The sequence below is a fragment of the Roseibium sp. HPY-6 genome (assembly GCF_040530035.1).
GTDB lineage: Bacteria > Pseudomonadota > Alphaproteobacteria > Rhizobiales > Stappiaceae > Roseibium.
This window is the reverse complement of record NZ_JBEWCD010000003.1, coordinates 255,840-279,637: the sequence shown is the minus strand read 5'-3', so window position 1 is coordinate 279,637 and position 23,798 is coordinate 255,840. Positions and strand designations below refer to the sequence as shown.

The following is a 23,798-nucleotide window of genomic DNA, read 5'->3' as shown; positions in this document are numbered from 1 at the left end:
CACCCACGCGCGGCGCTCGGGCGCCGCGCGCTCAGAGGTCAACGGGTATGTTTCTCAGCGTCTTCGATATCTTCAAGATCGGCATCGGCCCATCGTCATCGCATACGATGGGGCCGATGACCGCGTCGGTGAGCTTTCTGGAGCGATTGTCATCCGGTGAACAAGGTGCATTCGACCCTGGGTCTGTCGACCATATCAGCGTTTCTCTGCATGGATCGCTTGCCTTTACGGGCAAAGGCCATGCGACCGACCGGGCGGTGATGCTCGGGCTCCTGGGATTTCGTCCCGACAATGTGGACGCGGACCTGGCTGAACAGAAGCTGACGGAATTGAAATCCTGTTGCCGGCTTGAAACGGCCGGATGCGGGAATGTCCGGTTTGACCCGGATTGTGATCTCGTCTTCGACTATGGCCCCGCTCTTCCGCTTCACGCCAATGGCATGAAGCTCTTTGCCTACGATGGTCAAGGCGATCTGCTGCTGAGCGAGACTTATTACTCCATCGGAGGCGGGTTCGTTGTCACGGAAGCGGAGCTGGTAGCGGACGAGAAAGCTCCCGATGCGGATCTTCATGTTGAGAAGGAGGCTATCGGTTATCCCTATCCGTTCGGATCTGCTGCTGAAATGCTGCAGATGGGCAGGGCGTCCGGCCTGACCATTGCCGAGATGAAGCGGGCCAACGAGGAATCGGTACTGGGGCATGAGGCCTTGAACCAGGGTCTCGACGCTGTCTGGTCGGTCATGGACACCTGTATTTCAAGGGGCTTGTCGCAGGACGGCATTCTGCCGGGAGGTCTCAGCGTAAAGCGCCGGGCGCGGGCCATTCACCAGCGTCTTATCGATCAAACCGGCTCAAACAGCCAGCAGCCTCATGCCATCAACGATTGGCTGTCCGTCTACGCCATGGCGGTGAACGAAGAAAATGCCGCCGGGGGTCAAGTGGTGACATCGCCGACCAATGGGGCGGCAGGGGTCGTTCCGGCCGTCATCCGCTACTATCGGGACCATTGCATCGATACGTCCTCCAAAGGCATCGGCGATTTTCTTCTGACCGCGGCGGCGATCGGCGGTCTCATCAAGCACAACGCGTCGATTTCCGGTGCCGAATGCGGTTGCCAGGCGGAAGTCGGGTCCGCCTCTGCCATGGCTGCCGCAGGGCTGTGTGCAGCCCTTGGAGGAAGCAACGAGCAGATTGAAAACGCTGCCGAGATTGCCCTGGAACATCATCTCGGCATGACCTGTGATCCGGTCAGGGGTCTGGTTCAGGTGCCGTGCATCGAACGCAACGGCATGGGCGCGATCAAGGCGGTGACTGCAGCTTCGCTTGCACTGCATGGTGACGGCGCGCACTTCATGCCGCTCGACAACTGCATCGAAACGATGCGCCAGACCGGGCAGGACATGCGCGACAAATACAAGGAAACATCGCTCGGCGGACTTGCGGTCAATCTGCCGGAATGCTGAGCGGGAACCGTCTGTGCCTGTGAGGGGGAGACGGTCCGCACTCGTCTGCCCGGTGCCCCTTTCCGTTTAAAACAGAAACTGGGCGTCGTCGTTCAGCTGCACAACATCGAAGCCGCCCGACGTTGTATTGAAACCCACCGTCACAGACTCGCCCGCGCCGATATTGGCGTTCCAGCCTGCGTCATCGATCGTGAACCGGTCGCCGGACTGGCCCTCTATGACTGCGTTCCAGATGTGCTGGATGTCTGATCCAAGCGTGAACTCCAGATCCCAGTCCGTGACGTCCTCTGCGCTGTTGTTGGTCACAACGATGTTCAGGGTTGCCCCGTGGCCCCAGTCGTTGGCGACCTGGAACTCTGCTGAGAGCCCGCTGGCCGGATCGGCTGGGTCCGGATCGACCGGATCAGGGTCTACCGGATCTGGCTCAACGGGGTCCGGCGTTGGATCGACAGGGGCAGGGTCGACCGGGTCCGGCGTTGCTCCGGAGGGCAATGCATCACCAAGCGGGTCACCCAGCACGACCATGGACTGAAAGTAGTCGATGACATCCTGATGTGGCACATCCAGCGCGCTCCATTGTGGCCAGTCGAACGTGTCATTCATGAAGGGCTGGGTCTGGTCGTGGCTGAGAACGGTCAAGTGATTGACGTCGTGGGCCCTGGCTCCCTGTCCGTCCGGAAAGGTGAGGTCACCATGGACGCGCCCGTGCATCCAACCGCCATAGTGCGGCTCCATCTTAAGCGTGTTGATGAATGTGTCGACAAGGTCGTTCCGGGTCAGATAATCGGCAAAGCCGTCATGGCTGTTGGCTTCCACCATGGCCATCACGTCCGCCGGATCGCCAAGCCGGGCGGTGCGCTGGATATCGGCAATCAGCTGGGGGTCGAAGGCATCGTCCCGGATCCAGCCGACCTTCGCGCCCTGCATGGCGTAGTAGAGGCCAACGCCCTGCAGATCCTGGCCCCAGGCCTGATCGTTGTTGGTCAGGTCGTTGTCAAACGCCCATTGGCCGATGGTGACGATGTCGAGGTCCTCGAGACCCAGAAAATCGCGCAGACCGTTATAGGCGACCAGCGCTTCAGTCGTGATGGCGGTGCGGCCGCCATGCAGATCGTCGTGCCCTGTATGACTGCTGGTGCCGTGAAAGTTGCCGAAGGTGGTGATATCGACATAGTCGCCGGACGCGGGTGCTGGGTGGGCCGGATGAGGCGCGACTGGGTTAGGATCAACGGGATCGGGATCAGCAGGGTCCGGCGCTGGATCCACAGGGGTCGGATCGGCCGGGACATCGCTTACGGCCATGCTTGACGGGTCAATCGATGTGTCGGTGCCCTCTGCGACAAAACCAAAACTGACTGCATCGCCGGCTGACAAAGAGCTGTTGTAGGAAACGCCCTCGACCACGTAGGTGTTGCCGACATGAGAAACGATGCGTGCATTCCAGATCTCGCCGATATCCGCATTCAGGTCGAAGGTCACGCGCCAATTGTCCGTTCCATCCGGGAACGTCACGCTCATTCGTCCGACAAAACCAGACTGCCACTGATCACTCACGTTGTAGTCAAGCGTTGCGCTTGTAGCCGCATTCTGTGTTGTCATCGAAAAACCCCCACCTGTTCACCGCTGTCGCTTGAAGTTTCAGCCGCCTTGAGGCGCCCCAATCTTTCACAGTCGATGACGTAACAAATCAGATTTATTGTGACGGGTACGAGGCCGTTTTAAGATTTCTGCCAAAAATCAAAATATTCATATCAAAAACCTAAGTAATAGACGGATTTTCAATCAAATATACTCTTAATGTCAATTTTGATTTCACATGAATGGGCGTGAAGTATGATTTTTGTTAGAGTTTGCAGAAAATCCCAATGTATTTTGGAGCTTGAGATTACGTGTGCCGGGAAACCCGTTTCCCGGATGGATTTAATGTTCATCAAATTCCCGAAAACTCCACATCGATTGGTGACTTTTTAAGGCTCTGCGGCTAAGGGAGACGCCATGATCAGACGCCTCTACGACTGGACCTTGTCCCTTGCCGCCGGACCCCGCGCCCCTGCCGCGCTCGGGTCCGTTTCGTTTGTTGAAAGTTCCTTCTTTCCGATCCCGCCGGATATCCTGCTGATTCCGATGGTGATCGCCAGGCGGGAAAAAGCCTGGTGGTACGCTCTGCTGTGCACGCTGACCTCCGTCGCGGGCGGTGTCCTGGGCTATCTGATCGGCATGTTCCTGTTTGAACAGGTCGCCCAGCCAATTCTCTCATTCTACGGAAAGATGGACAAATTCGACGAATTCAGCGCCGTCTTCAACCACTGGGGATGGTGGTTCGTTTTCATCGCAGGTCTGACGCCCTTTCCCTACAAGGTCATAACCATCGCATCCGGGGTTGCGGGTCTGAGCCTGCCGATCTTTATCGTCGCGAGTGTTGTCTCAAGAGGAATTCGCTTCTTCATTGTGGCCGGCCTGCTCTACTTTTTCGGTCCGCCGATCAAGGAGTTCATCGAAAAGCGCCTTGGTCTCATGTTCACCCTATTTGTGGTGTTGCTGGTCGGCGGATTCATCTTGTTGCGATACATCTGATTGAAGAGGAAGCGATGACGCGGGAGCTATTGGCGCGGAATGTGACCGCACTGACTTTGCTTGGCGGTCTGGTTGTGATCGCCGCGGCCTGGGGGTTTCAGCTGATTGGCGGCTATGTTCCCTGCAAGCTCTGTCTTGAACAGCGTATCCCCTACTACGCAGGTCTGCCGCTGGTCGCTCTTGCCCTGATCCTGATGACGCAAAAGCGGAATGGTCTCGCTGTTCTTTCTCTGTTGGGCGTCGCTGCCATTTTCGCCTACGGCGCAGGGCTTGGTGTGTATCAGGCCGGTGCCGAGTGGCAGCTGTGGGACGGACCAAACGATTGCGGCGGGGGAACCGCTGCACCGAATTCGGCTGCAAACATGCTGCAGGCGCTCCAGTCGACGCGTGTCGTCAGTTGTACCGAGGCAAGCTGGCGCATGCTTGGCCTATCCTTTGCGGGATGGAATGCCGTCGCATCCGCCGGTCTGGCTGTTCTGGGTCTTATCGCTGCTTTTCTGTTGAACCGGGGCAGAAACAGGGCCACTGTGAGCGCATGAGTTCAAAGCAACATCCCAAGGACAAGCAGCGGGAAGAGGCCCTGCGTTCGCTCGATCGCGTTCAGGCAGAGAGCGAAACCATTGTCGGATCGACTTTCGTGCGCATGGCGGATCGGGCTAAAAGCCATTTGAGCGCAGCCGACAAGGACGAGGATGACCAGATTGAAGTCTGGGGCACCCGGATCGGACGGGGCGCCGGCGTGATCTTCGCCATAGGGCTGGTGATTTACCTCGCCGTTACCTATTTGTAGCCCGAATTCCGCGAGTTGAGTGAACCAAGGCAGGCAGTATGGCATCCGTCCGACCGATCAGCCGGAGTGACTGGTCTGAGCGCAAGGCGCCTGAACTGGTTGATTTCGAGCAAATGGCAAGCGAGGTCCTCGCCGGGCTGCCGGATGATGTTCTACTGCGGTGCGGACATATCCAGGTAAGTCTCGCCGATTATGCGCCGGACGATGTTCTCGATGCGCTTTCCATTGAAGACCCGCACGACCTTTTGGGACTGTTTGAAGGCCAAGGTCTCGCGCAAGGTGGAGATGCGGAGTTTACCGGGCAAATGCCAAACCGTATCTGGCTTTTCCGCAGGCCGATCCTGGACTACTGGGCTGCCATGGACGACACGCTCGGTGATGTCGTTGCCCACGTCCTGATACATGAGATCGGGCACCACTTCGGACTGTCGGATCAGGACATGGAACGTATTGAGGCCGCCGCGGACCTTTAAGCCTGCGGCGGCCTCAATGTCATGAATCCGTCTGGAAGTGTTTATTCAGCCGCGTCCAGCTGCGCCCGCTCAATTGAGTCCGCGATCAGCTTCTTGGCGGCATCGGCACCTTCTATACCCGTGATCTTGACCCATTTTCCAGGCTCCAGATCCTTGTAGTGTTCAAAGAAGTGCTTGACCTGATCGACCGTGATCTGCGGCAGATCAGAGACGTCGCGAATTTTGGCGTAGCGCTTGGTCAGCTTGTCACCCGGGACTGCGATAATCTTCTCGTCCTGGCCGGATTCGTCTTCCATCAGCAGGACGCCGATCGGCCGGCAGGACATGATTGCGCCCGGGACGATCGGACGCTGGTTGACGACAACGACATCAATTGGGTCACCGTCGCCGCACAGGGTGTGTGGCACGAAGCCATAGTTGCCAGGGTAGCGCATCGGCGTATAGAGGAAGCGGTCGACATACATCGCGCCTGCGTCCTTATCCATCTCGTATTTGATCGGCTCGCCACCCACAGACACTTCAATGATGACATTGATGTCTTCCGGCGGGTTCTTGCCAATCGGCACGGCGTCGATACGCATTTTGAAACTCCTGTTGATTGCTGCTGCGTCTATCGCAATCCTGCAGGAGAAGTTCAAGCGTTTAATTTTGCATTGCACCAAAAGTCGAAAGCTTGGATCTGATTGCGGAAACGGTTTTGGAGGCACTAAAAATGAAAGGAAATTCTTTCCTCATCAAGGGACTACAGGTCGCGACACTGTCTTGGATCGCGGCCACGGGAACAGGCGCGGACGCCGCTGAATTTACGAACGCATATACGACGATCAACCTTGAGAGATGCACCCAGGTGGAAAGCGCCGATGAGGAAGGGACATTTGGCGGCAGCTGGAATTGCCCCGGGTACGGAGGTTTCGACGTCCTTGTCGCCGAAGGGGATCTGCGGATGTTTGTTTCCTTCGGCCCGGACGCGGGGCATGAGCCTGCTGCCCGCCAGACGCTCCCCCGGTTCAACACGATCAACGAAACGCTGGAATGGCGGCTGCGGGACGGCGTTCCGTTTGCAACGATCCTGCGATGGTTTCCGAGCCTTGATGATGGCCGCAAAACCGGAAGCGTTCTGATTGTTACTCAGCTGAAGCCGGGGTCGATCTGCCAGATCGGGAGGGTAGACGCTCAAGTCAATCCCGGTGCCAACCAGATGAGCCGGGATCTGGCGGACACCATGGCCGGCACTTACGATTGCTCTGTTCCCCCGATGGTCCTCGGAAACAAGGGCATACTGGACTGACGCGAAAGGTTGGTGTCAGGCGCTGGTGCCCGGCCAGCAATAGATCGATAGCTCCATGCGCCGGCCGCCGAGCCTGTACCAGGACTTTGCCTTCAGTCTGCCACCTATCGCCCTGTAAAAACTCCGGGCCGGCTCATTGTCGCTGAGTACCTGAACGGCAAGTCCGTTCATTTTTCTGGAAGCAAGCGTCTCCCGGACGCTTGCAAACAGCGTCCGTCCAAAGCCGAGGCCCTGGTATTCAGGTTTCAGATAGAGCTCGTAAATCTCGCCATCCATGCCGGTGTCATGCAATCTGCAGCGGCCAAATGTGGCATATCCGGCAGGCACGTCCGCGACGCTCAAGATCTTGATTTCCACGCCGCGTGCCAGAGCGCCCCGCCACCAGCCCGCACCGCGGCGGGAGACCATTTTTTGAAGATCGACGCCAGGCAAAACCCCTCGGTAGGCGCCGAGCCAGGCTTCGTTGTGAATGCCTGCAAGCGCTTCGCAGTCGGCGGTCCTGGCCGCACGTAAGTCAATCAGGTCGGTTGTCATCTTGAGGGGAAGGATACAATACCAGCGCGAATGGAAAAGAGGCAAAACCGGACAAACATGCAGAAAAGTGGGACGGGATCTTTTGATTGCGGGAAAAGCCGCGCCGGATCAAAATGCAACTGCAAATGAAAAGGGCCGGCATTTAGCCGGCCCTTCAGTTGCCCTGACGTTTGACTCTGTAAATCTGGCTGACTGGTAAGAACCCCGGGGGGCTGGGGGGCTAATGCATTCCGCGATCCTTACTGGTCACACCCATCAGGGTATGATCCGAATATGGGGGGCCAAAATGGCTTGCCAAGGGCTGGATTGCGGCGAAATCATGGAATTTTGATCATTCTTTTTGGGCAAGGCGGCAAAAGGTACATTTTTGGCTGAAAACCCGAGATTCTGGCCTTGAGCTGTCACAGGAATGTGAGCCGGAAAAAGGTTTCTGAACCTGTGGGCTTGCCATCGGACCCAAAGCCAACGCATCATAACCGGTAAGGGTCCGGAAAGCGCTTGGAAACGCCTTTTCGGCACAGAAGGTTTTTAAAGTGAATGGAGGCGGAATGAGCGAAGCCGATGACAGCGCGTCACAGCGCGGCGCGGGTCTGAACCCGTTGCCGCAAAGCCAGCCGGCTCTTCCCTCCAAACCCATTGTTGCATTCAATAGGCGTGAACTAGACACCATCCTCCGGCTTTATGGCCGGATGGTCGCGGACGGCGAATGGCGTGACTATGCGATTGATCTGTTGAAAGACAAGGCCGTGTTTTCTGTCTTCCGACGGTCGTCTGAAATGCCACTGTTTCGTATCGAGAAGGACCCGAAGCTGGCCCGTCGGCAAGGAGCCTATTCGGTGGTTGCCACGGGTGGCATGATCTTGAAGCGCGGGCACGACCTCGCCCAGGTCCTGCGTGTTCTTGAAAAGAAAAAGCACTTGCGGGTCGTCGACGCCTGAATTGAGATACATCGAACACAAAAAAGCCCGGCAGTGCCGGGCTTTTCGTTGTTCTGAGGTCTGCGCCGCTTATTCGCGGTTGCCGAACAGCTGCAGCAGCATCAGGAACATGTTGATGAAGTCGAGGTAGAGACGCAGAGCGCCCATTACAGACTTTTTGGTCGCAACTTCAGAGCTGTCGCCTTCGTAATACATTTCCTTGATCTGCTGCGTGTCGTAGGCCGTGAGGCCGGCAAACACAAGCACGCCGATCACGGAGATAGCGAACTGCAGTGCAGAAGATGCCATGAAAATGTTCACGATCGACGCAATGATGATGCCGATCAGGCCCATGAACAGGAACGAGCCCCAACCGGACAGGTCCTTTTTGGTGGTGTAGCCGAAGATGCTGAGTGCACCAAAGGACGCCGCCGTGATGAAGAACACGCGTGCGATCGATCCACCTGTGTAGACAAGGAAGATCGAGGACAAGGAAATGCCCATAATGGCCGAATAGACCAGGAACATCGTGCGCGCGGAAGACGCGCTCATCGATTGCACGCGGAACGATAGCCAAAGCACCATTCCGAGCGGCGCAAGCATCACGACCCATTTCAGCGGGCTGCCATAAAGGGTGACACCAAGCTGCGTCAGCATTGTGCCGTTGCCCAACGAGGCAACAGCCGCGCTCTGATCCGAGGTCGTCGCGAGCATCATGGTTGCCAATGCGAAGAAACCGGTCAGTGCAAGCCCGATTGTCATGTAGTTGTAGACGCCCAGCATGTAGGCGCGCAGGCCTTGATCGATGCCGGCCTCGGCGCGCGAGCCGGCAACGGTGTAGGCGCCTTGAGATTGACGGTCAAAGGTCGACATTGTTGTGTTCATCCCCTTCTAGATCGATTATTGCATGTACCATTACATGCAGCACAACTCCCTCAACATATGGGAAAATGCGGACACAAGCACAAGACAGGATTTCTGAAAAAATCGTAATCTGTCTGCTCCAGGCCGCATTATACGCCATTATGCTTAAAATATTGAAAGTTATTTCATCGCCTTAAGACGCGAAGCGATTTGTCGGTCGCAGTCGCCGCCGGGATTGCGAACGATTTCCTCGGAGGCAAAATCGAGGATTTCCCGTTCCTTGTCACGCATCTGCTCGACTGTGACACCGGGTTTGAACCATTGAAGAACCGCGTAGTCACCGCCGGCATCCGTCAGGAAAGCAACCGGCTTGCCGTCCTGCGTGATCCCCATGCGCCCGACCCGGACTTCTTCGATTGCGATATTGCGAGCTTCCCCGTCGATGGTGATCTTGCTCTTGCCGACATTCAGTTTCTTGAGCTTGGAGCCGCTGGTTCCGACCCAGTTACCGAAAAACCTCTTGCCTTTCTTTTCCACCGAAAGACAGGAGTTTTCAAAGTTGGGAATGGACAAGCGAACCGCAGATACCTCGACCGGTTCCTCACCCTTGGGGGCAAGTGTGTATTTCATCGCATTTTCACCGGTTCGGTAAACGCGAATACCGACCGGAGTGTAGCCGGAATCGCCTATGGTGCGGCTGAAAAAATCGAACTGGTTCTCGTCGTTTGTGCCTGCCCGGCGATACAGCCAGCGTTTGGGCAGACCGTCTTCGAACACCAGCCAGTCGCTGACGACCAGCCCGCGCGGCCCTTCGGCCGTGTTCAGCTGCCATACACCGGTGTGGAACGGGCTTTCGGCAAGCGCAGGAGCTGCAAACGGAGCGGCAGCAAGACATACAACAAGCCCCGCCCGGGCGGTGACTTTGAATGCGGATTTTTTGATATTTTCGAACATGGATCCTGCCCTTTTTTAAATCTTGTCCCGACTGTAATCGGATATCCAAGATCACAAGCGCTTGCAAGCAGGACCAGACGGAACGGCGCATGGAAAGCTTCTGTTTTTCATGAAGCTTTCATGACGGGTCTCACCGGTGTGCGCCGCCTTGTTAAAGGTTCCTGAGAACAGGTGCCGGTTTTTCGCCCAGGATCCGCCAGGTTCCGATCAATCCGAAGCCAACTGTCAGGACGAGGGCGATCAGCGCTGCACTCGCTGCGGTGACCGGCAGCAGCACGAAACTGCCTTCCATGATTTGCGTGATAACGAACCACGCCGCTATGCCGCCGGCAACGAGCGCAAATACCGCCGTGGTGAGACCGAGGATCGCGTATTCCAGACCATAGGCGAGGATCAACCTCGGTCTGGTTGCTCCAATCGTCTTCAGGATCACCGCGTCATAGATGCGGTTGCGGTGCCCGGCAGCCAATGCACCGGCCAATACCAGAACGCTTGCGATCAGTGTGATGGAACTTGCGCCACGAATAGCCCAGGCGAGTTGCGCGACCAGGTCGTTCACCTGGGCAATTGCGTCTTTCACCCGGACGGATGTCACCGTCGGGTAGGTCGTGGAAACAGTCTTGAGAAGCGCCAGTTCGGTTTCCGTCGGCACGTCATCTTCCCAGCCAAGGGTCATCAGATGCGCATGGGGCGCGCCGGCGAAGGTGTTCGGAGAAAACACCATGACGAAATTGATCGACAGCGACTGCCATTCAATGTCCCGGAAATTGGCGATTTCAGCGCTGATTTCCCGGCCGAGAACGTTGACGGTCACCTTGTCTCCGATATTGAGGCCAAGATCCGTTGCCGCTTCCTCGTCGAAGGAGACAAGCGGCGTTCCGGAATAGTCCTCAGGCCACCATTCTCCGGCGACAAGCTTCGAATTTTCAGGCATCACGCTTTCATAGGTGATGCCGCGGTCGCCTCTCAACACCCAGTCCGAGCCTTCCTGTGCGGGTTCGAACTCGTCTGCGGGAATGTCGTTCAGGCTAACGATCCGGCCGCGCAGCATCGGAACGCTCCGAAGCTCGCCGTCCGGCGCCTCGGTCTGCAACAGGTTTTCAAACGCGTCGCGTTCGTGGCTTTGAATGTCGACAAAGAAGAAACTTGGCGCCTTGTCGGCCATGGTTGCCGTGAGTTCGCGCCTCAGATTGCCGTCAATCAGTGCGAGAGCAACAAGCAGCGACAGACCCAGCCCAAGCGATAGGACAACCGATGGCGTCAGCGCGCCGGGGCGGTGAATGTTGGCAATGGCCAGGCGTAATTCCGTCGATCGAACGCTTGGAAGCCTGCGCGCGACTGACATAATCACCCGGGCAACCAGCACAAGAAGAATGAACGCGCCGGCTGATGCGCCGATGTAAACGGTCGCGATGAATTTGTCGTGCGACAGCAAAATGGCAATGCCGGCCAAAAGGATGACTGTTACTGCCGTAGCGGCAAGGTAGCGTTTGCGCGGGAGCTTTGCCCCGCCAGTGACAATGTCGCGGAAGAGCGCAGTCGGCGGTACATCATGCGCACGCCCGAGTGGCCACAAGGCAAACGCAAAGGCTGTCAGCAGGCCGTAGACCAGCCCAAGACCCAGTTCTGCCGGATAAATACCGGTGGCCAGTTGAACAGGCAGCACGGATGAAAGCGCTGCTCCGGCGGCAAACGGTATTGCCGCGCCGATAACAAGGCCAATCCCGATACCGATCAGAGCGATCACCAGCATCTGAATGAGATAGATCCGGAATACAAAGTCGCCTGTTGCTCCGAGACATTTGAAGCTTGCGATGACTTCCCGTTTTGTTTCCAGATAGGCGCGGATCGCATTGGCAACGCCGACACCACCCACGACAAGAGCTGTCAGGCCGACAAGCGTCAGGAATTGGGCGAAGCGGCCGATGCTGCGCTGAAGGCCGGGCGAGGCATTGGCGCGGGAGCGGATCCGCCATGCGGTGTCCGGCTGTGCTGCTTTCGCTTCTTCCACGACCCCTTCAAGATCTCCGAGACCTGGGGCTGGAGACAAACGCACACGATAATGCCAGCGCACGAGGCTGCCGGGTTGAACAAGTTCCGTCTCAGCAACTGCCGCATCTGAAATCATCAGGCGCGGACCGAATTCCATGCCGCCCGCGAGCTTGTCGGGTTCGGTCTCGATCACGTCATTGATGCGTACGTTGGTTCTGCCGAGCGCCAGCGTATCGCCGACGGAGACATCCAACCGGGCAAGGAGTGCCAGATCCGCGACCGCGCCCCAGACGCCGTCGCTTTTTGCGAGCGCATCGTCGAGCGCTTGGCCGGAAACCAGATCAAGCGAACCGTAAAGCGGGTAGGCGTTGTCGACAGCTTTAAGCTCGACGAGCGCCTGGTCGCTGTTGTCTGCCCGACGGGACATGGCGCGAAGCGTGGCAACGCGCGAGATCGATCCGAGCGTGTCCAAGAAGGCGGCTTCTTCGGTGCTGGCCTGCCGATGTATCAGCGAAAATGAAAGGTCTCCGCCCAAAATGGCCTGGCCTTCATTTGCGATACCGTCGGTCAGGGCACGCGAGACAGACGTCACACCGGCAATCGCCGCGACACCAAGCGCAATGCAGGCAATGAAGATATAAAAACCACTCAAACCGCCGCGTAATTCGCGCAAAGCGAAGCGGGAGGCCAGCTTGAATGTCTGGTGACTGGAGTGCACGTTCGCAGGAACGAAGCTGCTCATGCAGACACCTCTTGGTGTGCAGCACTTTCTTCGGTCTGGGTTTCTTCGATTTCACCGGAGCGCACACGGATCATGCGGTCGCACTGGCGGGCAAGTGAGGGATCGTGTGTCACAAGGACGAGAGTTGTCTTTCGGTTCCGCTGCGCGGTGAACATGAGGTCGACAATCTGCGTGCCGGTGGAATCGTCCAGGTTCCCGGTCGGCTCGTCGGCGATCAGGATCTCAGGTTCAACGACGAGCGCCCGGGCGACAGCGACCCGCTGCTGCTCTCCGCCGGACATTTGCGCCGGATAGTGATGCAGGCGGTGACCAAGACCAACGGCTTCAAGTTCTGCCTGGGCCTTGTCAAAAGCGTCATCGTCGCCTGCAAGTTCAAGAGGAACCGCGACGTTTTCAAGCGCTGTCATGTTTGGCACAAGATGAAAAGACTGGAAGATAATACCAACGTTCCGGCCCCTGAACCTGGCCAACTGGTCTTCCGAAAGCGGGCCGAGTTCAGAACCTGCGACAACCACCGACCCTTCGTCGGCGCGCTCCAGTCCCGCCATCACCATCAGCAGCGTCGATTTTCCGGAGCCGGACGGGCCGACAAGCCCGACGGAAACGCCTTTTTCGATATCGAGGTCGATCCCTTTAAGAATATGAACCCGGCCGGCGCCTTCCCCCAAAGTCAGATGCACGTTCTTGAGGGATATTGCGGGAGAATTTGTCATCTTAGGGCCTTTACAACGGCTGCGTTTACCGGCTTCCTGAAGGGTGTTCGCCCTAGACAAGCGAACGCTTTGCGACCATATGGGCTCGAAATGCTTGATCTTCCAGTCCCGAAAGAGTTTTAGCGTGCGACGACTATACGTAATTCTAAGCTTCCTGGTTTTCTGCTTCTCTCCCATCATCGCTAATTCTGCGGAGCTCAAGCTGGTTGTTCTGGGAGACAGCCTTTCCGCAGGCTACCAGCTGGCGCCGGAAGAAGGCTTTCCCGAACAGCTACAAAAGGCGCTTGATGAACGCGGATACTCTGTTGAAGTCGTGAATGCGGGGGTTTCTGGCGACACATCTTCCGGAGGGCTATCGCGCCTTGACTGGTCGGTCGGTACGGATGCGGACGCCGTTATCGTCGAACTGGGAGCAAATGATGCGCTCAGGGGTATCCAACCGGAGATCACACGCAACAATCTGAACGAGATCACGAAACGGCTTCGCGAGCGCGGGGTTGAAGTGTTGCTGGCGGGCATGCTGGCACCGCGCAATCTCGGACCGGAATATGCCGAGGTCTTCGATCCGATCTATTCGGAGCTTGCCAAACTTCACGGGGCTTTGCTTTATCCCTTCTTTCTTGAAGGCGTCGCGCTCAATCCCGACCTGAACCTGTCTGACGGGATTCATCCCAATGCGGACGGTGTTGGCGTCATCGTTCAAAATATCCTGCCTAAAGTTGAAGAACTTTTGGCCAAAGCACAGTCTTCCTGAGGGATCTTTTCCGATCCCCTGCCTTCTAATTCTCACGAAGGTTCATCTCAGAACTTTAAGGAATGCCTGATGGAACAGCGCCGTCTTGGCCGCACCGATTTGCAGGTAAGCGCCCTTTGTCTTGGAACCATGACATGGGGCGAGCAGAACTCGGAAGCCGAAGGTCACTCCCAGATGGACTACGCCTTCGACGCGGGGATCAATTTTTTTGATGCGGCCGAACTCTACCCGATACCAGCGAAACGCGAGACCCAGGGCCGAACCGAGCGGATCATTGGATCCTGGTTCCAAAAGAGCGGTCACCGCGACAAGGTTGTCATGGCAACAAAAGTTGTCGGCCGAACCGTCATGGACTGGTTTCGCGAAAACGGAGAGACAGGTGAGCTGAAGCGCAGCCAGATAGAGTTTGCGGTCGACCGGAGCCTCAGAAACCTCCAGACCGACTATATCGATCTATATCAGATCCACTGGCCGGACAGGAACGTGTCGGGGTTCGGGTCCAATCCGACCCGCTGGCAGGATGCTGAACCGGTTGAAAACGAGAACAGTATCCAGTCCGTTCTCGAGGTCATGGCTGATCTGGTGAAGGCCGGCAAGATCCGTCATGTCGGGGTCTCGAACGAGAGCGCCTGGGGAACAATGCGCTACGTCACGGCCTCTGAATTATATGACGTGCCCAGGATCGTTTCGATCCAAAACGCCTATTCCATGGTGAACCGGACATTCGAAACGGGATTGGCGGAGGTTGCGCGCCGTGAGGATGTCGGACTGCTGGCCTATTCCGCTCTGGCACAGGGCTATCTGACCGGAAAATACCGCAATGGTGCCTTGCCCCAGGGTGCCCGCAAAACGCTGTTCAATAAAATGCAGCGTTACGAGCACCACAGAACGTTCGAGGCAGTTGAAGCCTATTTCAGTCTCGCCAAGACAGCAGGGCTGGACCCTGCGCAAATGGCCATTGCCTTTGCAAAATCACGCAGTTTCATGACTTCGGTCATAATTGGCGCGACACGGATGGATCAACTGGAGACCGACATTGGCGCTGCCGATCTCACACTGTCGCCGGATGTGCTTGAGAAGATCGACGCGATCCATCAGGAGTTCGGCAACACGGCTCCCTGAAAAACGCCTGCTTCAGACCATCCCAGAGAATCAGTTTCAGGCGGGCTGTCAGATTGACGGCAGTTGAAAGGGCCCACTGGTTCGCGTGCAGGCCGAAATCCGATTCTGCGTCAGAAGCTTAGTTTTTTGTCTTGCGCTTTTCTTGAAGTTGATTCCTCATGGCTTTTGTCAGCGTCAGCGGAGGGAGAACCCATGCCGCGCCTATTTACAGGCCTTGAGATACCGTCTCAGACAGGTCTCATGCTTTCACTGCTCCGGGGAGGTCTTCGGGGCGCCCGCTGGATCGATCCGGAAAACTATCATCTGACATTGCGCTTCATCGGAGACATCGACGACCGAACGGCCGATGAGGTGGTTGCAGCGCTTGACCGTGTGCGCCGGGATCCCGTCGAAATCAGGATGAATGGCCTCGGATCCTTCGGCAACGGCAGGCCACATGCGGTGTGGGCGCGTGTTGAACCGACCGCGCAACTGGCCGAGCTTCAGGCGGAGCAGGAAAGGATCCTTCAGCGTCTCAATCTTCCGGCGGAGCGGCGCAAATACACTCCGCACGTCACGATCGCCCGCTGCAAGACGTCGACAAACGAAGACGTTGCCAAATGGCTCAGTGAGCGTGGGAACTTTCAGGCACCCCCATTTGTTGCCGGTCGATTTGTCCTGTTCTCGGCAAAGTCGAGCGTCGGCGGAGGGCCTTATCTGGTCGAAGAGGCCTATCCGCTCGCAGCCTGATCCAGGAGACTTGCATATACGCCAAGCGTTCTGGCGCACATTGTTTCAACGGAAAAGTTTTGCTCGACATGGCTTCGAGCCCGGCTGGTCATTTCCCGGCGCGCGTCTTGCGGCTGCAAAAGCGCGTTCTGGATAGCGTCCGCCAGTGCAACCGCGTTTCCCGGCGGAACGCGCCAGCCGGTACGCTCCCCTTCGCAAGTCTCGGGCGGTGCAAGTACGGTTTCCGGCACCGCGCCGTGATCTGAAACGATCACCGGAACACTCGCGGCCTGAGCCTCGACAGCGGCTCTGCCGAAAGCCTCCGGTTCAACAGAAGCCACCACCGCAACATCGGCAAGTGCCAGGGCCGCCGGGACATCGGCGCAATGACCGACAAGCCGCACTTGCTCCTGCAGCTCATGGTCAGCGATCATTTTCTTCAGCTCAGCCACATAACCGTCACGCCCCTGAGCGTCACCGGCGAGGATCGCAATGGGATCCTTCAATCCCATGGATTTCAGGTTCACCATCGCATCGATCAGGATTTTCTGGCCCTTCCAGGCGGTCAGGCGCGCCATGTTCAAGACAATTGGACGTCCTGCTGGAACGCCCCAGCTGTCCTTGAGTGCCTGCTGGCGAAGGGCGCTGACGTTTTCCGGAGCAAGGCTCTTCAGATCCGAGCCGCGTGTGATAACACTGATCTTTGCCGCAGCGGCCGGGTGCCTGCTTGCAATGAGATCCGCGATGAACCTTGAATTGGCAATGACGGCATCGCCGCGTGCCATGACCGAATTGTAGAATGCTTTCAGCCCGTTGGATTGATTGTAAGTGCCGTGATAAGTGGTGACGAACGGAATTTTTGTGCGTCGCGCGGCCCTGAGCGCTGACCAGGCCGGTGCCCTGCTTCTGGCGTGAATGATATCCACATGACGCGAAGCGATCAGATCTGAAAGGGCTGATGCGTTCTTCCAGATTGTAAACGGGTTTTTCGATTTGACGGGCAGGACGATATGTTCAGCGCCGCTTGCTTCGAGCTCAGGAACCAATTGCCCGCCTTCGCTGACCACCAGTGCGGTGCTGCCCGCCTGGACGAGCGCGTTTGCCACATCAAGCGTCGTTCTTTCCGCGCCACCGGAATTCAGATCCGGGATCACTTGCAAAACGGTTGTTGCGGAAGGAAGCTGATGCAAATCGGGTCTCCGAAGAACTTGACTCGAAACAACGCGGAGATGCCTGGTGGCTCGCCGGGAAACAGAAACGCAATGAGAGCCATAATATGGGTGCTGGCGAACCGCAATTCATTCAAGTTGGAAAAAATGCTCTGGCGCGCAGGATTGCGGTCGACATCGAGCCCGGAAGCGGGCCGACCCTGATGTGGCTGTCCGGTTTCAAGTCGGACATGAGTGGAACCAAGGCGGAGGCGCTTGCCGCATTCGGTCGCGACGCAGGGCAGGAAGTTGTCCGGTTTGACTATTCCGGCCACGGGATGTCCGAGGGAGACTTTGAAGCCGCTTGCGTGTCGGATTGGCTGGAAGAAGCAGAAGCCGTTTTCGACAGGTTCTGCCGGGGCGACACCATCCTCGTCGGATCGTCCATGGGAGGCTGGATCTCCCTGCTTCTGACACTACGGCGGAAAGCAACACACCGGATCAAGGGACTGGTTCTGATTGCTCCCGCAGTCGACTTCACTGAAGAACTGATGTGGAAAGAGCGCTTTTCCGATGACATCAGACAAGCCATCCTGAAAGACGGGCGCTGGGAGCAGCCCTCACAATACAGCGACGATCCTTATGTCATAACCCGGAAACTGATCGAAGACGGGCGAAACCACTTGCTCCTGGACCAGGATCTGCATCTGGGTGCGCCGGTCACGATCCTGCAGGGTGCGCAGGATCCGGATGTGCCGGCCCGCCACGTGCAGCGGCTGGTCGAAGCCCTGCCTTTGGACGACGTCACTTACTCGCTGGTTCCGGATGGGGATCACCGCTTGTCGCGGCCGCAGGACATAGACCTGCTCGTAAGGGTCGTAACAGAGATGTCGTCTTGCTAGGGTCCGGCTAGACCGGCAACGTTTCCCGTCCCTGTTTCTGGACGCGGTACCAGGCCCAGAAAAGCCTTGCTGCGATCGCTCGATGCGGCTCCCAAACAGAGGCAATCTCGTCCAGTTCTTTCGGGGCGGGTCTCTTTTCAAGGCCTAGAGCGTCCTGCACGGCAATCTGGAGTGCCAGGTCACCGCTCGGGAAAATATCCGGATGGCCAGCGCAGAACAGGAGAAAGATGTCCGCGCTCCAGCGGCCGATACCCTTGATGGCACAGAGTTCCGCGTGTGCTTCGTCTGCCGGACATGTTGCCAGCCTTGCGAGGTCCAGGCCGCCCTCGCAAGCAGCAGTGACGGCACGCAGCGTTCTGATCTTTGGCCGCGAGAGGCCCACGTCGGCCAGATCCTGATCCGAATGGCGGGCTATCGTTTCAGCGGTCAACGGAGTAACGCGTTCCTGGAAACGCTTGAAAATCGCCGTAGCGCTGGCAACAGAGACCTGTTGCGCGGTGATGATCTGCGCCAGGCCCGCAAAATCCGCGGGCCGGCGACGGAGAGGCAGAGGACCTGCAACAAGCGCAATTTCTTCAAGGCGTGGATCGATTGAAATGAGGTTCGCAAGGCCGGTGGTTACGTCATCCTCGGTCGCAACGGGTTTCATCTTTTCGCTCAGCTTTTGTGCTCTTGCACGGATCGGCGCAAGTGGTAGGAATACCGTCGGTCTTGTTCCATACCCGCGCGTACGTCAACCCGGTTCTCCTTGCCAAATGACAAAGCCCTGCTTTCGTTTCGCACCGTCTCCGAACGGGCATCTTCACATCGGGCATGCGTTGTCCGCGCTGCTGAACGTTCGTGCGGCTGTTGCGCTGAGCGGCCGGTTCTTCGTGCGTGTCGAGGACATTGACCAGACGAGATGCACGCCGCAGCTGGAACAAGACATGTTCGAGGATCTTGCCTGGCTGGGTGTTCCGCTCGATGAACCGTCCCCAAGGCAATCGGAAGCCTTTCCGTTTTACCGTGCAGCGCTGGAGAAGCTTCAGGATCTCGGACTGGTTTACTCTGCCTTTTTGACCAGGTCGGAAATCAAAACCTTCGTTACCGAATACGAGGCGGATGGCAATACATGGCCTAGGGATCCCGATGGGGCGCCTCTTTACCCTGGGGATCTGGCCGTGTTGTCGGAGGAAGACGTTCAAATTCGCGCAGACAGCGATGCCTCCTTTGCGCTACGGCTCGACATGAAGAAGGCTCTTGCCCGGATCAGTTCCGATCTGTGCTGGCAGGAGGCAGGTGCCGAAGGAAAGTCGCTTTTCGACCCGGGAAATCGCGTTCCCGTCGAAGCGGATCGCTGGGGGGATGTCATCCTCGCCCGCAAGGATACGCCGACAAGTTATCATCTGTCCGTCGTGGTCGACGATGCCCGCCAAGGCGTCACTGATATTCTCAGGGGACAGGATCTTTATCACGCGACAAGTGTTCACAGAGTTCTGCAGGAACTGCTCGGGCTTCCCGAGCCGCGGTATCGGCATCACCGGCTTGTCTTGGATGCGGATGGACGAAAACTGTCCAAATCCAATCAGGATACAAGCCTAAGCGCTTTGCGGGCTGACGGCCTCTCGCACGCCGACCTTCGCAGGCGTATCGGGCTATAGGCGCCTACAAGAGGTCTGCACCAAACCAGAAACTCAGGAACGACACCCATAGGCTGGTGGTCACGATTGCGCTTAACGTCGTCATGGTAATGGCGTTGGCGGACATCGCATGACCGGTTCCATAGCGATTGGCAAAGATATACGCGTTGACACCTGTTGGGCAGCCGGCAGCCAAGGTTGCGGCGGCTGTCCAAAGCGGCGGCAACTGAAACAGGAAGGTACCGGCAAGAAAAACAACTGCCGGCATGATGACGATCTTGATGGATCCGAGGAGGAACCCGGGCAGCATGTTCCCGCGCAAGCCGTATTGCACCAAGCTCATGCCCAGGGAGAGAAGGGCTAGCGGAAGCGCCGTGGCGGCAATGCGCCCGAGCACTTCTTCCCCCAATTCCGGCAGGTCCAGGCCTGTCTGGCGCCAGGCAAAAGCCAGAAGAATTGTGATGATCAGCGGATTGGCGATTATTTTGCGGGCAGCATCCAAAACGAGATTGCCCAGTGACGGCATGGCCTCGCCGCTGTCGATTGCGGCGGTGCGTTCCATCGCAATGGCCATTACGAATGTCATTGTCGCCAGATGGATTGAAATGATCAGCAAGACGGGAACCAGGCCTTCATTGCCGTAAACCGCCGCAACCACGGGCATTCCGACCAGGAGCAGGTTGGCGTAGGAAGCGGAGATGCCGCCAATTGCACCTGCACGTGCCTCTCTTCCGAATCCCTTGCGTATGACAAGCGTGCCAAGCGGCCAGGCAACCGCGACGCCCATAAAGTAACTCGCCCAAAGCGCCAGCGGCAGTCCGCCCGAAAGATCTGCACCAATCAGGGACCGGAACACAAGAACAGGCAGTGCCACTATGAAAACAAACTGGCCGAGTGCGTCTCCAATGCCTTGTGACAGCACGCCAAATCGCGCCAGGCAATAGCCGATGCCGATTAAGAGAAACACCGGAGCGACAATGGAAAAGGTCTGCGCGATCATGTGGGTTCCGGTTGGAGCCTGGAGGAAGGTTTTGGCAAGGCGCGCAAGAATTTGCGGTTGGGAACTGTTTTTAGGGGATTGGATCGCGCTCCGCCAGCCTTCAAAGTGAAGCTGCAAAAGGACGATGCACTATTCAGCCGCGGCCGCATATCTACGCCGGACAGAATTGACTGCACGTTCTTCAGAAGGAAATGGGCAGAATGCCGGATCGTGATGACGATAATGCCAGGCTCGCGCTTCTGGCGCATGACCTCAGAACGCCTCTGTCGGCCATGCGGCTTACGGCCGATCTGATCGGAAATGGGCCTCTGGATGAGGATCAGGCAGAAAAACTCGCAATCCTGATCAAGTCCATCGACTCTCTGGCCGAAATGACCGGCGACCTCATGGAAACGATCAGGGCGGGTCATGCCTCATCCATTGCCCTGCATAACATTGTTGAGCTTGTTACCGAATGCACGGACCTCTTCCGTGTAGCGGCAGAAAACAAGAACCTTTCGTTTGAAGTGCGGGTTGATGAGCGTCTGCAAGACATGCCGACAGCGCATCCGATCGAGCTACGCCGTGTTCTAACGACTGTTCTGGACAATGCCATCAAATACACCGAAACGGGAATGGTGTGCGTCTGCGTGCAGCCGTCGATGTCCGGTGAAGCAGATGACCAGAAGCTCGCCGGTCAAGCTTCCGTCTGCATTGCAGTCTCGGACACTGGTCCGGGAATTGATCCTGACGAAGAAGTCCATCTCTTTCGCCCTTTTTCGCGCGGCCGCCATGGGCCTACCGCAGTTGCCGGACACGGGCTGGGATTGTGGGGCGCTACCCGGTTGGTCGCTGAGATGCGAGGACGGTTGCTATTGCACCGCCCGGAGGAGGGAGGAAGCTGCTTTGAAATTCACGTGCCCGCTTCCGCTGATGAGGCCGCGCCCGATGCGAGGGGCGCCGCCGGCCGTGTAGCGTCAAATCTGGAAAACAAGCGCGGTCTTACAGCGCATATCCTGATTGTGGACGACAATGCCACGAATTGCCGGCTGCTGGCTGCTTTGCTGGAAACGTTCGGATGCACATTCGATGTTGCCCAGTCCGGCGATGAAGCGCTTGAGCTGACCGGGCGCCAAAGCTACGACGCCGTTCTTCTTGATCTCAACATGCCCGGAAAGAGCGGTGTCGAAACAGCGTTGGAAATGAGAGCTGATCCGGGCAGATCAGGCCTGCCGCTGATTGCGGTGACGGCGGCTTTGGAAGCCGTCAGTGAGCGGCAACTGCGGGAGGCAGGGTTCCGCGAGACCGTAAGCAAACCACTTTCGCCAGCTGAGCTCTTTGCTGCGCTCCAGCGCGCGTGCAGTGACGCGGCCTGAGGTGCATTGGAGAATGACCTCTACGGGCTGGCAGCCTCCGCTTCAAGTTGATCAAAGGCGCGCTGCCACATCCAGGGCCTGTTCGAGACGATCGTCGCCCCAGTAAAGATCACCGTTTGACAGCACGAAGCTCGGTGCTCCGAATATCCCGCGTTGTTCCGCTTCCGCGACTGCCGCTCGTAACCCAATTTTCGTCTCGGATGATTTTGCATCGCTGAGGGTCTGGTCAACGGGAGCACCTGTTTCCAGCAGGAGGTCTGCCATCAGCGCTTCATCGGAAATGTCGAGACCTTGGCCGAACTGAGCCACATACACCGCGCGCGTGAAAGCGCCAATCCAGGGTTCCTGACGGCCGCAAAAAGCAATTCGCGCTGCGGCCAGGCTGTGCTGCGGAAAGGGCGCCGGTACACGCATCGGCAATCCGTAACGTTCGCATTGACGTTCCATGTCCCGCCACATGTAGCGGCCTTTTGCCGGTTGCAGGTTAAAGGGCGAGGTGTCCCAGCCCTGCTTTTTGAAAATGGGACCAAGCAAAAAGGGGCGCCAGACGACGTTCACGTTGAAATCGCTTGCGAGGGTCTGAATCCGCATGGCTGAGAGATAGCTGTAGGTCGACGCAAACTCGTACCAGAATTCGACGACGGGCTGATCATCCGATTTAAGATGCACGATGTTTGAATCTTCAGGCTGATTGGACTGGCGGTTCATTGTCACCTTGTGATACTCCGCAAACGCTTAGCCGGGTTTTCGGGGATTGGATGCTCCTGGCGAATGAGCTAGATCATGAGTTCTCAAATCGACCTGAAATACAGTGATGACACAAAGCGATCTTTCCAAGAATAGCCCGAAGTCATGGGTTCGCAAGTTGGCCGCGTGGTGTATGAGCCATCCAATGATCGCCGTCACTGCTTATGTTGTCTTCGTTTCGATGTTTTTTCTCATTTTCCCGGGTGTCGATTTTTGGGCCAGCGGGGCTTTCTATGACGAGATTTCGGGCTTTTGGGCACAGAATGAACCGTTCCTGCGAGATGTGAGGCACCTGGGCCCGTTTCTTGTGAAGGTGATCGCGATCGCCTGTGTCGGTGTGCTCGTCATCAAATTGCTTGCACCCGGGCGTCCACCTCTCATGCCGCTTCGCCAACCGGTCTTTCTTCTGACGACGCTCATTCTGGGTCCGGGCGTGATCGTGAATGCGATCCTGAAGGACAATTGGGGGCGACCCAGGCCTCGGTATGTTGAAGAGTTTGGCGGTGATTTGCCGTATCAGCCTGTCTGGAAAATCAGCGACCATTGCGAGAGCAACTGCTCGTTCGTCTCGGGCGAGGCGTCTGCGGCCATGTGGCTTACGTCAGTCGCCTTTCTGGTTCCGGCGACCTGGCGCAAGGCGTCTCTGTGTTTCCTGGTGCCATTGTGTCTGGTGCTATCGGCCAACAGGGTGGCGTTCGGCGGACACTTTTTCTCAGACACGCTGATTTCCTGGGGCATCACGCTGTTGCTGATCCTCGCAGTCTATCACCTTCTCTACCAGCGGGTTCCACCTATCTTAAGTGACCGAAAGCTGGATGAATGGTTCACGGTGAACGGACGCAGGCTACACCGGCGAGTGAACAGACTGGTGCTGCGTGTCCGGTTTTTTGTGCGTGGAATGGCCCGTAAGTTCTCAGAGCACTAGCCGCCGCTCGGGCTGACAGTAGATTTCTGACATCATCAAGTCCGGCTTTCCGCGTCGGGCTGATGCTGGTTTTTCCGGGGTCTGGTGCGCTTCAGAATTCGGGCGAAGCGAAGTGGCGATCTGTTTTCCACCCAGGTAATCGCGTTGTTCAAAGGTGGTGTGTTCCTGCGTCGCTTGCGTAAATGGCGAGCGGCACTGCGGCTTGTGCCGACAA

At 57.4% G+C, this 23,798-nt stretch carries 25 protein-coding genes; 14 read left to right on the top strand and 11 right to left on the bottom strand.

Annotated features, from left to right (window positions below; genetic code table 11):
• Positions 1–47: 47 nt before the first annotated feature.
• The gene (locus tag ABVF61_RS27270; RefSeq protein WP_353996763.1) at positions 48–1,463 is read left to right on the top strand and encodes an L-serine ammonia-lyase; all 1,416 of its coding nucleotides are present in this window, start codon (positions 48–50) and stop codon (positions 1,461–1,463) included.
• A 66-nt stretch (positions 1,464–1,529) separates the two neighbouring features.
• Here the strand turns inward: ABVF61_RS27270 and ABVF61_RS27265 are convergent, their stop codons facing one another.
• On the bottom strand, positions 1,530–3,062 hold the full coding sequence (locus tag ABVF61_RS27265) for a cellulose binding domain-containing protein (protein WP_353996762.1): 1,533 nt from the start codon (positions 3,060–3,062) through the stop codon (positions 1,530–1,532).
• 396 nt (positions 3,063–3,458) lie between these two features.
• Between ABVF61_RS27265 and ABVF61_RS27260 the strand changes: the two genes are divergently transcribed.
• From ABVF61_RS27260 to ABVF61_RS27245, 4 genes are read left to right on the top strand one after another with little or no spacing between them, the layout of a single operon-like run.
• On the top strand, positions 3,459–4,037 hold the full coding sequence (locus tag ABVF61_RS27260) for a YqaA family protein (protein WP_353996761.1): 579 nt from the start codon (positions 3,459–3,461) through the stop codon (positions 4,035–4,037).
• 14 nt (positions 4,038–4,051) lie between these two features.
• A complete protein-coding gene (locus tag ABVF61_RS27255) occupies positions 4,052–4,576 on the top strand; it encodes a disulfide bond formation protein B (RefSeq protein WP_353996760.1) in 525 nt (174 codons plus the stop codon).
• Positions 4,573–4,827 carry a hypothetical protein gene (locus ABVF61_RS27250; protein ID WP_353996759.1) on the top strand — a complete coding sequence of 85 codons (255 nt, stop codon included), beginning with the start codon at positions 4,573–4,575 and terminating at the stop codon, positions 4,825–4,827. The genes ABVF61_RS27255 and ABVF61_RS27250 overlap by 4 nt, the downstream gene beginning before the upstream one ends.
• A 38-nt stretch (positions 4,828–4,865) precedes the next feature.
• Positions 4,866–5,300: a metallopeptidase family protein gene (locus tag ABVF61_RS27245; protein ID WP_353996758.1), complete on the top strand. Its 435-nt coding sequence runs from the start codon at positions 4,866–4,868 to the stop codon at positions 5,298–5,300.
• Positions 5,301–5,341: 41 nt separating this feature from the next.
• Here ABVF61_RS27245 and ppa read toward each other — a convergent pair whose 3' ends face one another.
• A complete protein-coding gene (gene ppa / locus ABVF61_RS27240; protein WP_353996757.1) occupies positions 5,342–5,881 on the bottom strand; it encodes an inorganic diphosphatase in 540 nt (179 codons plus the stop codon).
• 131 nt (positions 5,882–6,012) lie between these two features.
• On the opposite strand from ppa, the gene ABVF61_RS27235 reads away from it, so the two are divergent.
• Positions 6,013–6,588 carry a hypothetical protein gene (locus tag ABVF61_RS27235; protein ID WP_353996756.1) on the top strand — a complete coding sequence of 192 codons (576 nt, stop codon included), beginning with the start codon at positions 6,013–6,015 and terminating at the stop codon, positions 6,586–6,588.
• A gap of 15 nt (positions 6,589–6,603) precedes the next feature.
• Here ABVF61_RS27235 and ABVF61_RS27230 read toward each other — a convergent pair whose 3' ends face one another.
• Complete coding sequence (locus ABVF61_RS27230) at positions 6,604–7,122, bottom strand: GNAT family N-acetyltransferase (protein WP_353996755.1); 519 nt, start codon at positions 7,120–7,122, stop codon at positions 6,604–6,606.
• A gap of 548 nt (positions 7,123–7,670) precedes the next feature.
• Here ABVF61_RS27230 and ABVF61_RS27225 point away from each other — a divergent pair.
• Entirely contained in the window at positions 7,671–8,060 is a 390-nt protein-coding gene (locus ABVF61_RS27225) for a DUF2794 domain-containing protein (protein WP_353996754.1), read from the top strand.
• A 69-nt stretch (positions 8,061–8,129) separates the two neighbouring features.
• Here ABVF61_RS27225 and ABVF61_RS27220 read toward each other — a convergent pair whose 3' ends face one another.
• The 4 genes from ABVF61_RS27220 to ABVF61_RS27205 form a co-directional block, all read right to left on the bottom strand.
• Positions 8,130–8,912 carry a Bax inhibitor-1/YccA family protein gene (locus tag ABVF61_RS27220; protein ID WP_353996753.1) on the bottom strand — a complete coding sequence of 261 codons (783 nt, stop codon included), beginning with the start codon at positions 8,910–8,912 and terminating at the stop codon, positions 8,130–8,132.
• Between the two features lie 171 nt (positions 8,913–9,083).
• Positions 9,084–9,857 (bottom strand): hypothetical protein, encoded by a 774-nt coding sequence (locus ABVF61_RS27215; RefSeq protein ID WP_353996752.1) that lies wholly within the window; start codon positions 9,855–9,857, stop codon positions 9,084–9,086.
• A gap of 151 nt (positions 9,858–10,008) precedes the next feature.
• Positions 10,009–12,591, bottom strand: coding sequence for an ABC transporter permease (locus ABVF61_RS27210; RefSeq protein WP_353996751.1), 2,583 nt, complete (start codon positions 12,589–12,591; stop codon positions 10,009–10,011).
• Positions 12,588–13,304 carry an ABC transporter ATP-binding protein gene (locus ABVF61_RS27205; protein ID WP_353996750.1) on the bottom strand — a complete coding sequence of 239 codons (717 nt, stop codon included), beginning with the start codon at positions 13,302–13,304 and terminating at the stop codon, positions 12,588–12,590. The genes ABVF61_RS27210 and ABVF61_RS27205 overlap by 4 nt, the downstream gene beginning before the upstream one ends.
• Before the next feature lie 124 nt (positions 13,305–13,428).
• Between ABVF61_RS27205 and ABVF61_RS27200 the strand changes: the two genes are divergently transcribed.
• The 3 genes from ABVF61_RS27200 to thpR all read left to right on the top strand — a co-directional run bounded on the left by ABVF61_RS27200 (position 13,429) and on the right by thpR (position 15,909).
• Entirely contained in the window at positions 13,429–14,058 is a 630-nt protein-coding gene (locus tag ABVF61_RS27200; RefSeq protein WP_353996749.1) for an arylesterase, read from the top strand.
• A gap of 69 nt (positions 14,059–14,127) precedes the next feature.
• A complete protein-coding gene (locus ABVF61_RS27195) occupies positions 14,128–15,180 on the top strand; it encodes an aldo/keto reductase (protein ID WP_353996748.1) in 1,053 nt (350 codons plus the stop codon).
• A gap of 192 nt (positions 15,181–15,372) precedes the next feature.
• A complete protein-coding gene (thpR, locus tag ABVF61_RS27190) occupies positions 15,373–15,909 on the top strand; it encodes an RNA 2',3'-cyclic phosphodiesterase (protein WP_353996747.1) in 537 nt (178 codons plus the stop codon).
• On the opposite strand, the gene ABVF61_RS27185 is transcribed toward thpR, so the two are convergent.
• On the bottom strand, positions 15,891–17,078 hold the full coding sequence (locus tag ABVF61_RS27185) for a glycosyltransferase family 4 protein (protein ID WP_353996746.1): 1,188 nt from the start codon (positions 17,076–17,078) through the stop codon (positions 15,891–15,893). The genes thpR and ABVF61_RS27185 overlap by 19 nt on opposite strands.
• An 86-nt stretch (positions 17,079–17,164) precedes the next feature.
• Between ABVF61_RS27185 and ABVF61_RS27180 the strand changes: the two genes are divergently transcribed.
• A complete protein-coding gene (locus ABVF61_RS27180; protein WP_353996745.1) occupies positions 17,165–17,938 on the top strand; it encodes an alpha/beta hydrolase in 774 nt (257 codons plus the stop codon).
• Between the two features lie 7 nt (positions 17,939–17,945).
• Here the strand turns inward: ABVF61_RS27180 and ABVF61_RS27175 are convergent, their stop codons facing one another.
• The gene (locus tag ABVF61_RS27175) at positions 17,946–18,587 is read right to left on the bottom strand and encodes a DNA-3-methyladenine glycosylase family protein (RefSeq protein ID WP_353996744.1); all 642 of its coding nucleotides are present in this window, start codon (positions 18,585–18,587) and stop codon (positions 17,946–17,948) included.
• 106 nt (positions 18,588–18,693) lie between these two features.
• Between ABVF61_RS27175 and gluQRS the strand changes: the two genes are divergently transcribed.
• Positions 18,694–19,578, top strand: a complete 885-nt coding sequence (gene gluQRS, locus ABVF61_RS27170; RefSeq protein WP_353996743.1) for a tRNA glutamyl-Q(34) synthetase GluQRS — start codon at positions 18,694–18,696, stop codon at positions 19,576–19,578.
• A 4-nt stretch (positions 19,579–19,582) separates the two neighbouring features.
• Here the strand turns inward: gluQRS and ABVF61_RS27165 are convergent, their stop codons facing one another.
• Positions 19,583–20,557, bottom strand: a complete 975-nt coding sequence (locus tag ABVF61_RS27165) for an AEC family transporter (protein ID WP_353996742.1) — start codon at positions 20,555–20,557, stop codon at positions 19,583–19,585.
• Positions 20,558–20,757: 200 nt separating this feature from the next.
• Between ABVF61_RS27165 and ABVF61_RS27160 the strand changes: the two genes are divergently transcribed.
• The gene (locus tag ABVF61_RS27160; protein WP_353996741.1) at positions 20,758–21,912 is read left to right on the top strand and encodes an ATP-binding response regulator; all 1,155 of its coding nucleotides are present in this window, start codon (positions 20,758–20,760) and stop codon (positions 21,910–21,912) included.
• A gap of 51 nt (positions 21,913–21,963) precedes the next feature.
• On the opposite strand, the gene ABVF61_RS27155 is transcribed toward ABVF61_RS27160, so the two are convergent.
• Complete coding sequence (locus tag ABVF61_RS27155) at positions 21,964–22,620, bottom strand: 2-hydroxychromene-2-carboxylate isomerase (RefSeq protein WP_353997328.1); 657 nt, start codon at positions 22,618–22,620, stop codon at positions 21,964–21,966.
• Positions 22,621–22,804: 184 nt separating this feature from the next.
• On the opposite strand from ABVF61_RS27155, the gene ABVF61_RS27150 reads away from it, so the two are divergent.
• Positions 22,805–23,584 carry a phosphatase PAP2 family protein gene (locus ABVF61_RS27150; RefSeq protein WP_353996740.1) on the top strand — a complete coding sequence of 260 codons (780 nt, stop codon included), beginning with the start codon at positions 22,805–22,807 and terminating at the stop codon, positions 23,582–23,584.
• Positions 23,585–23,798: the final 214 nt, after the last annotated feature.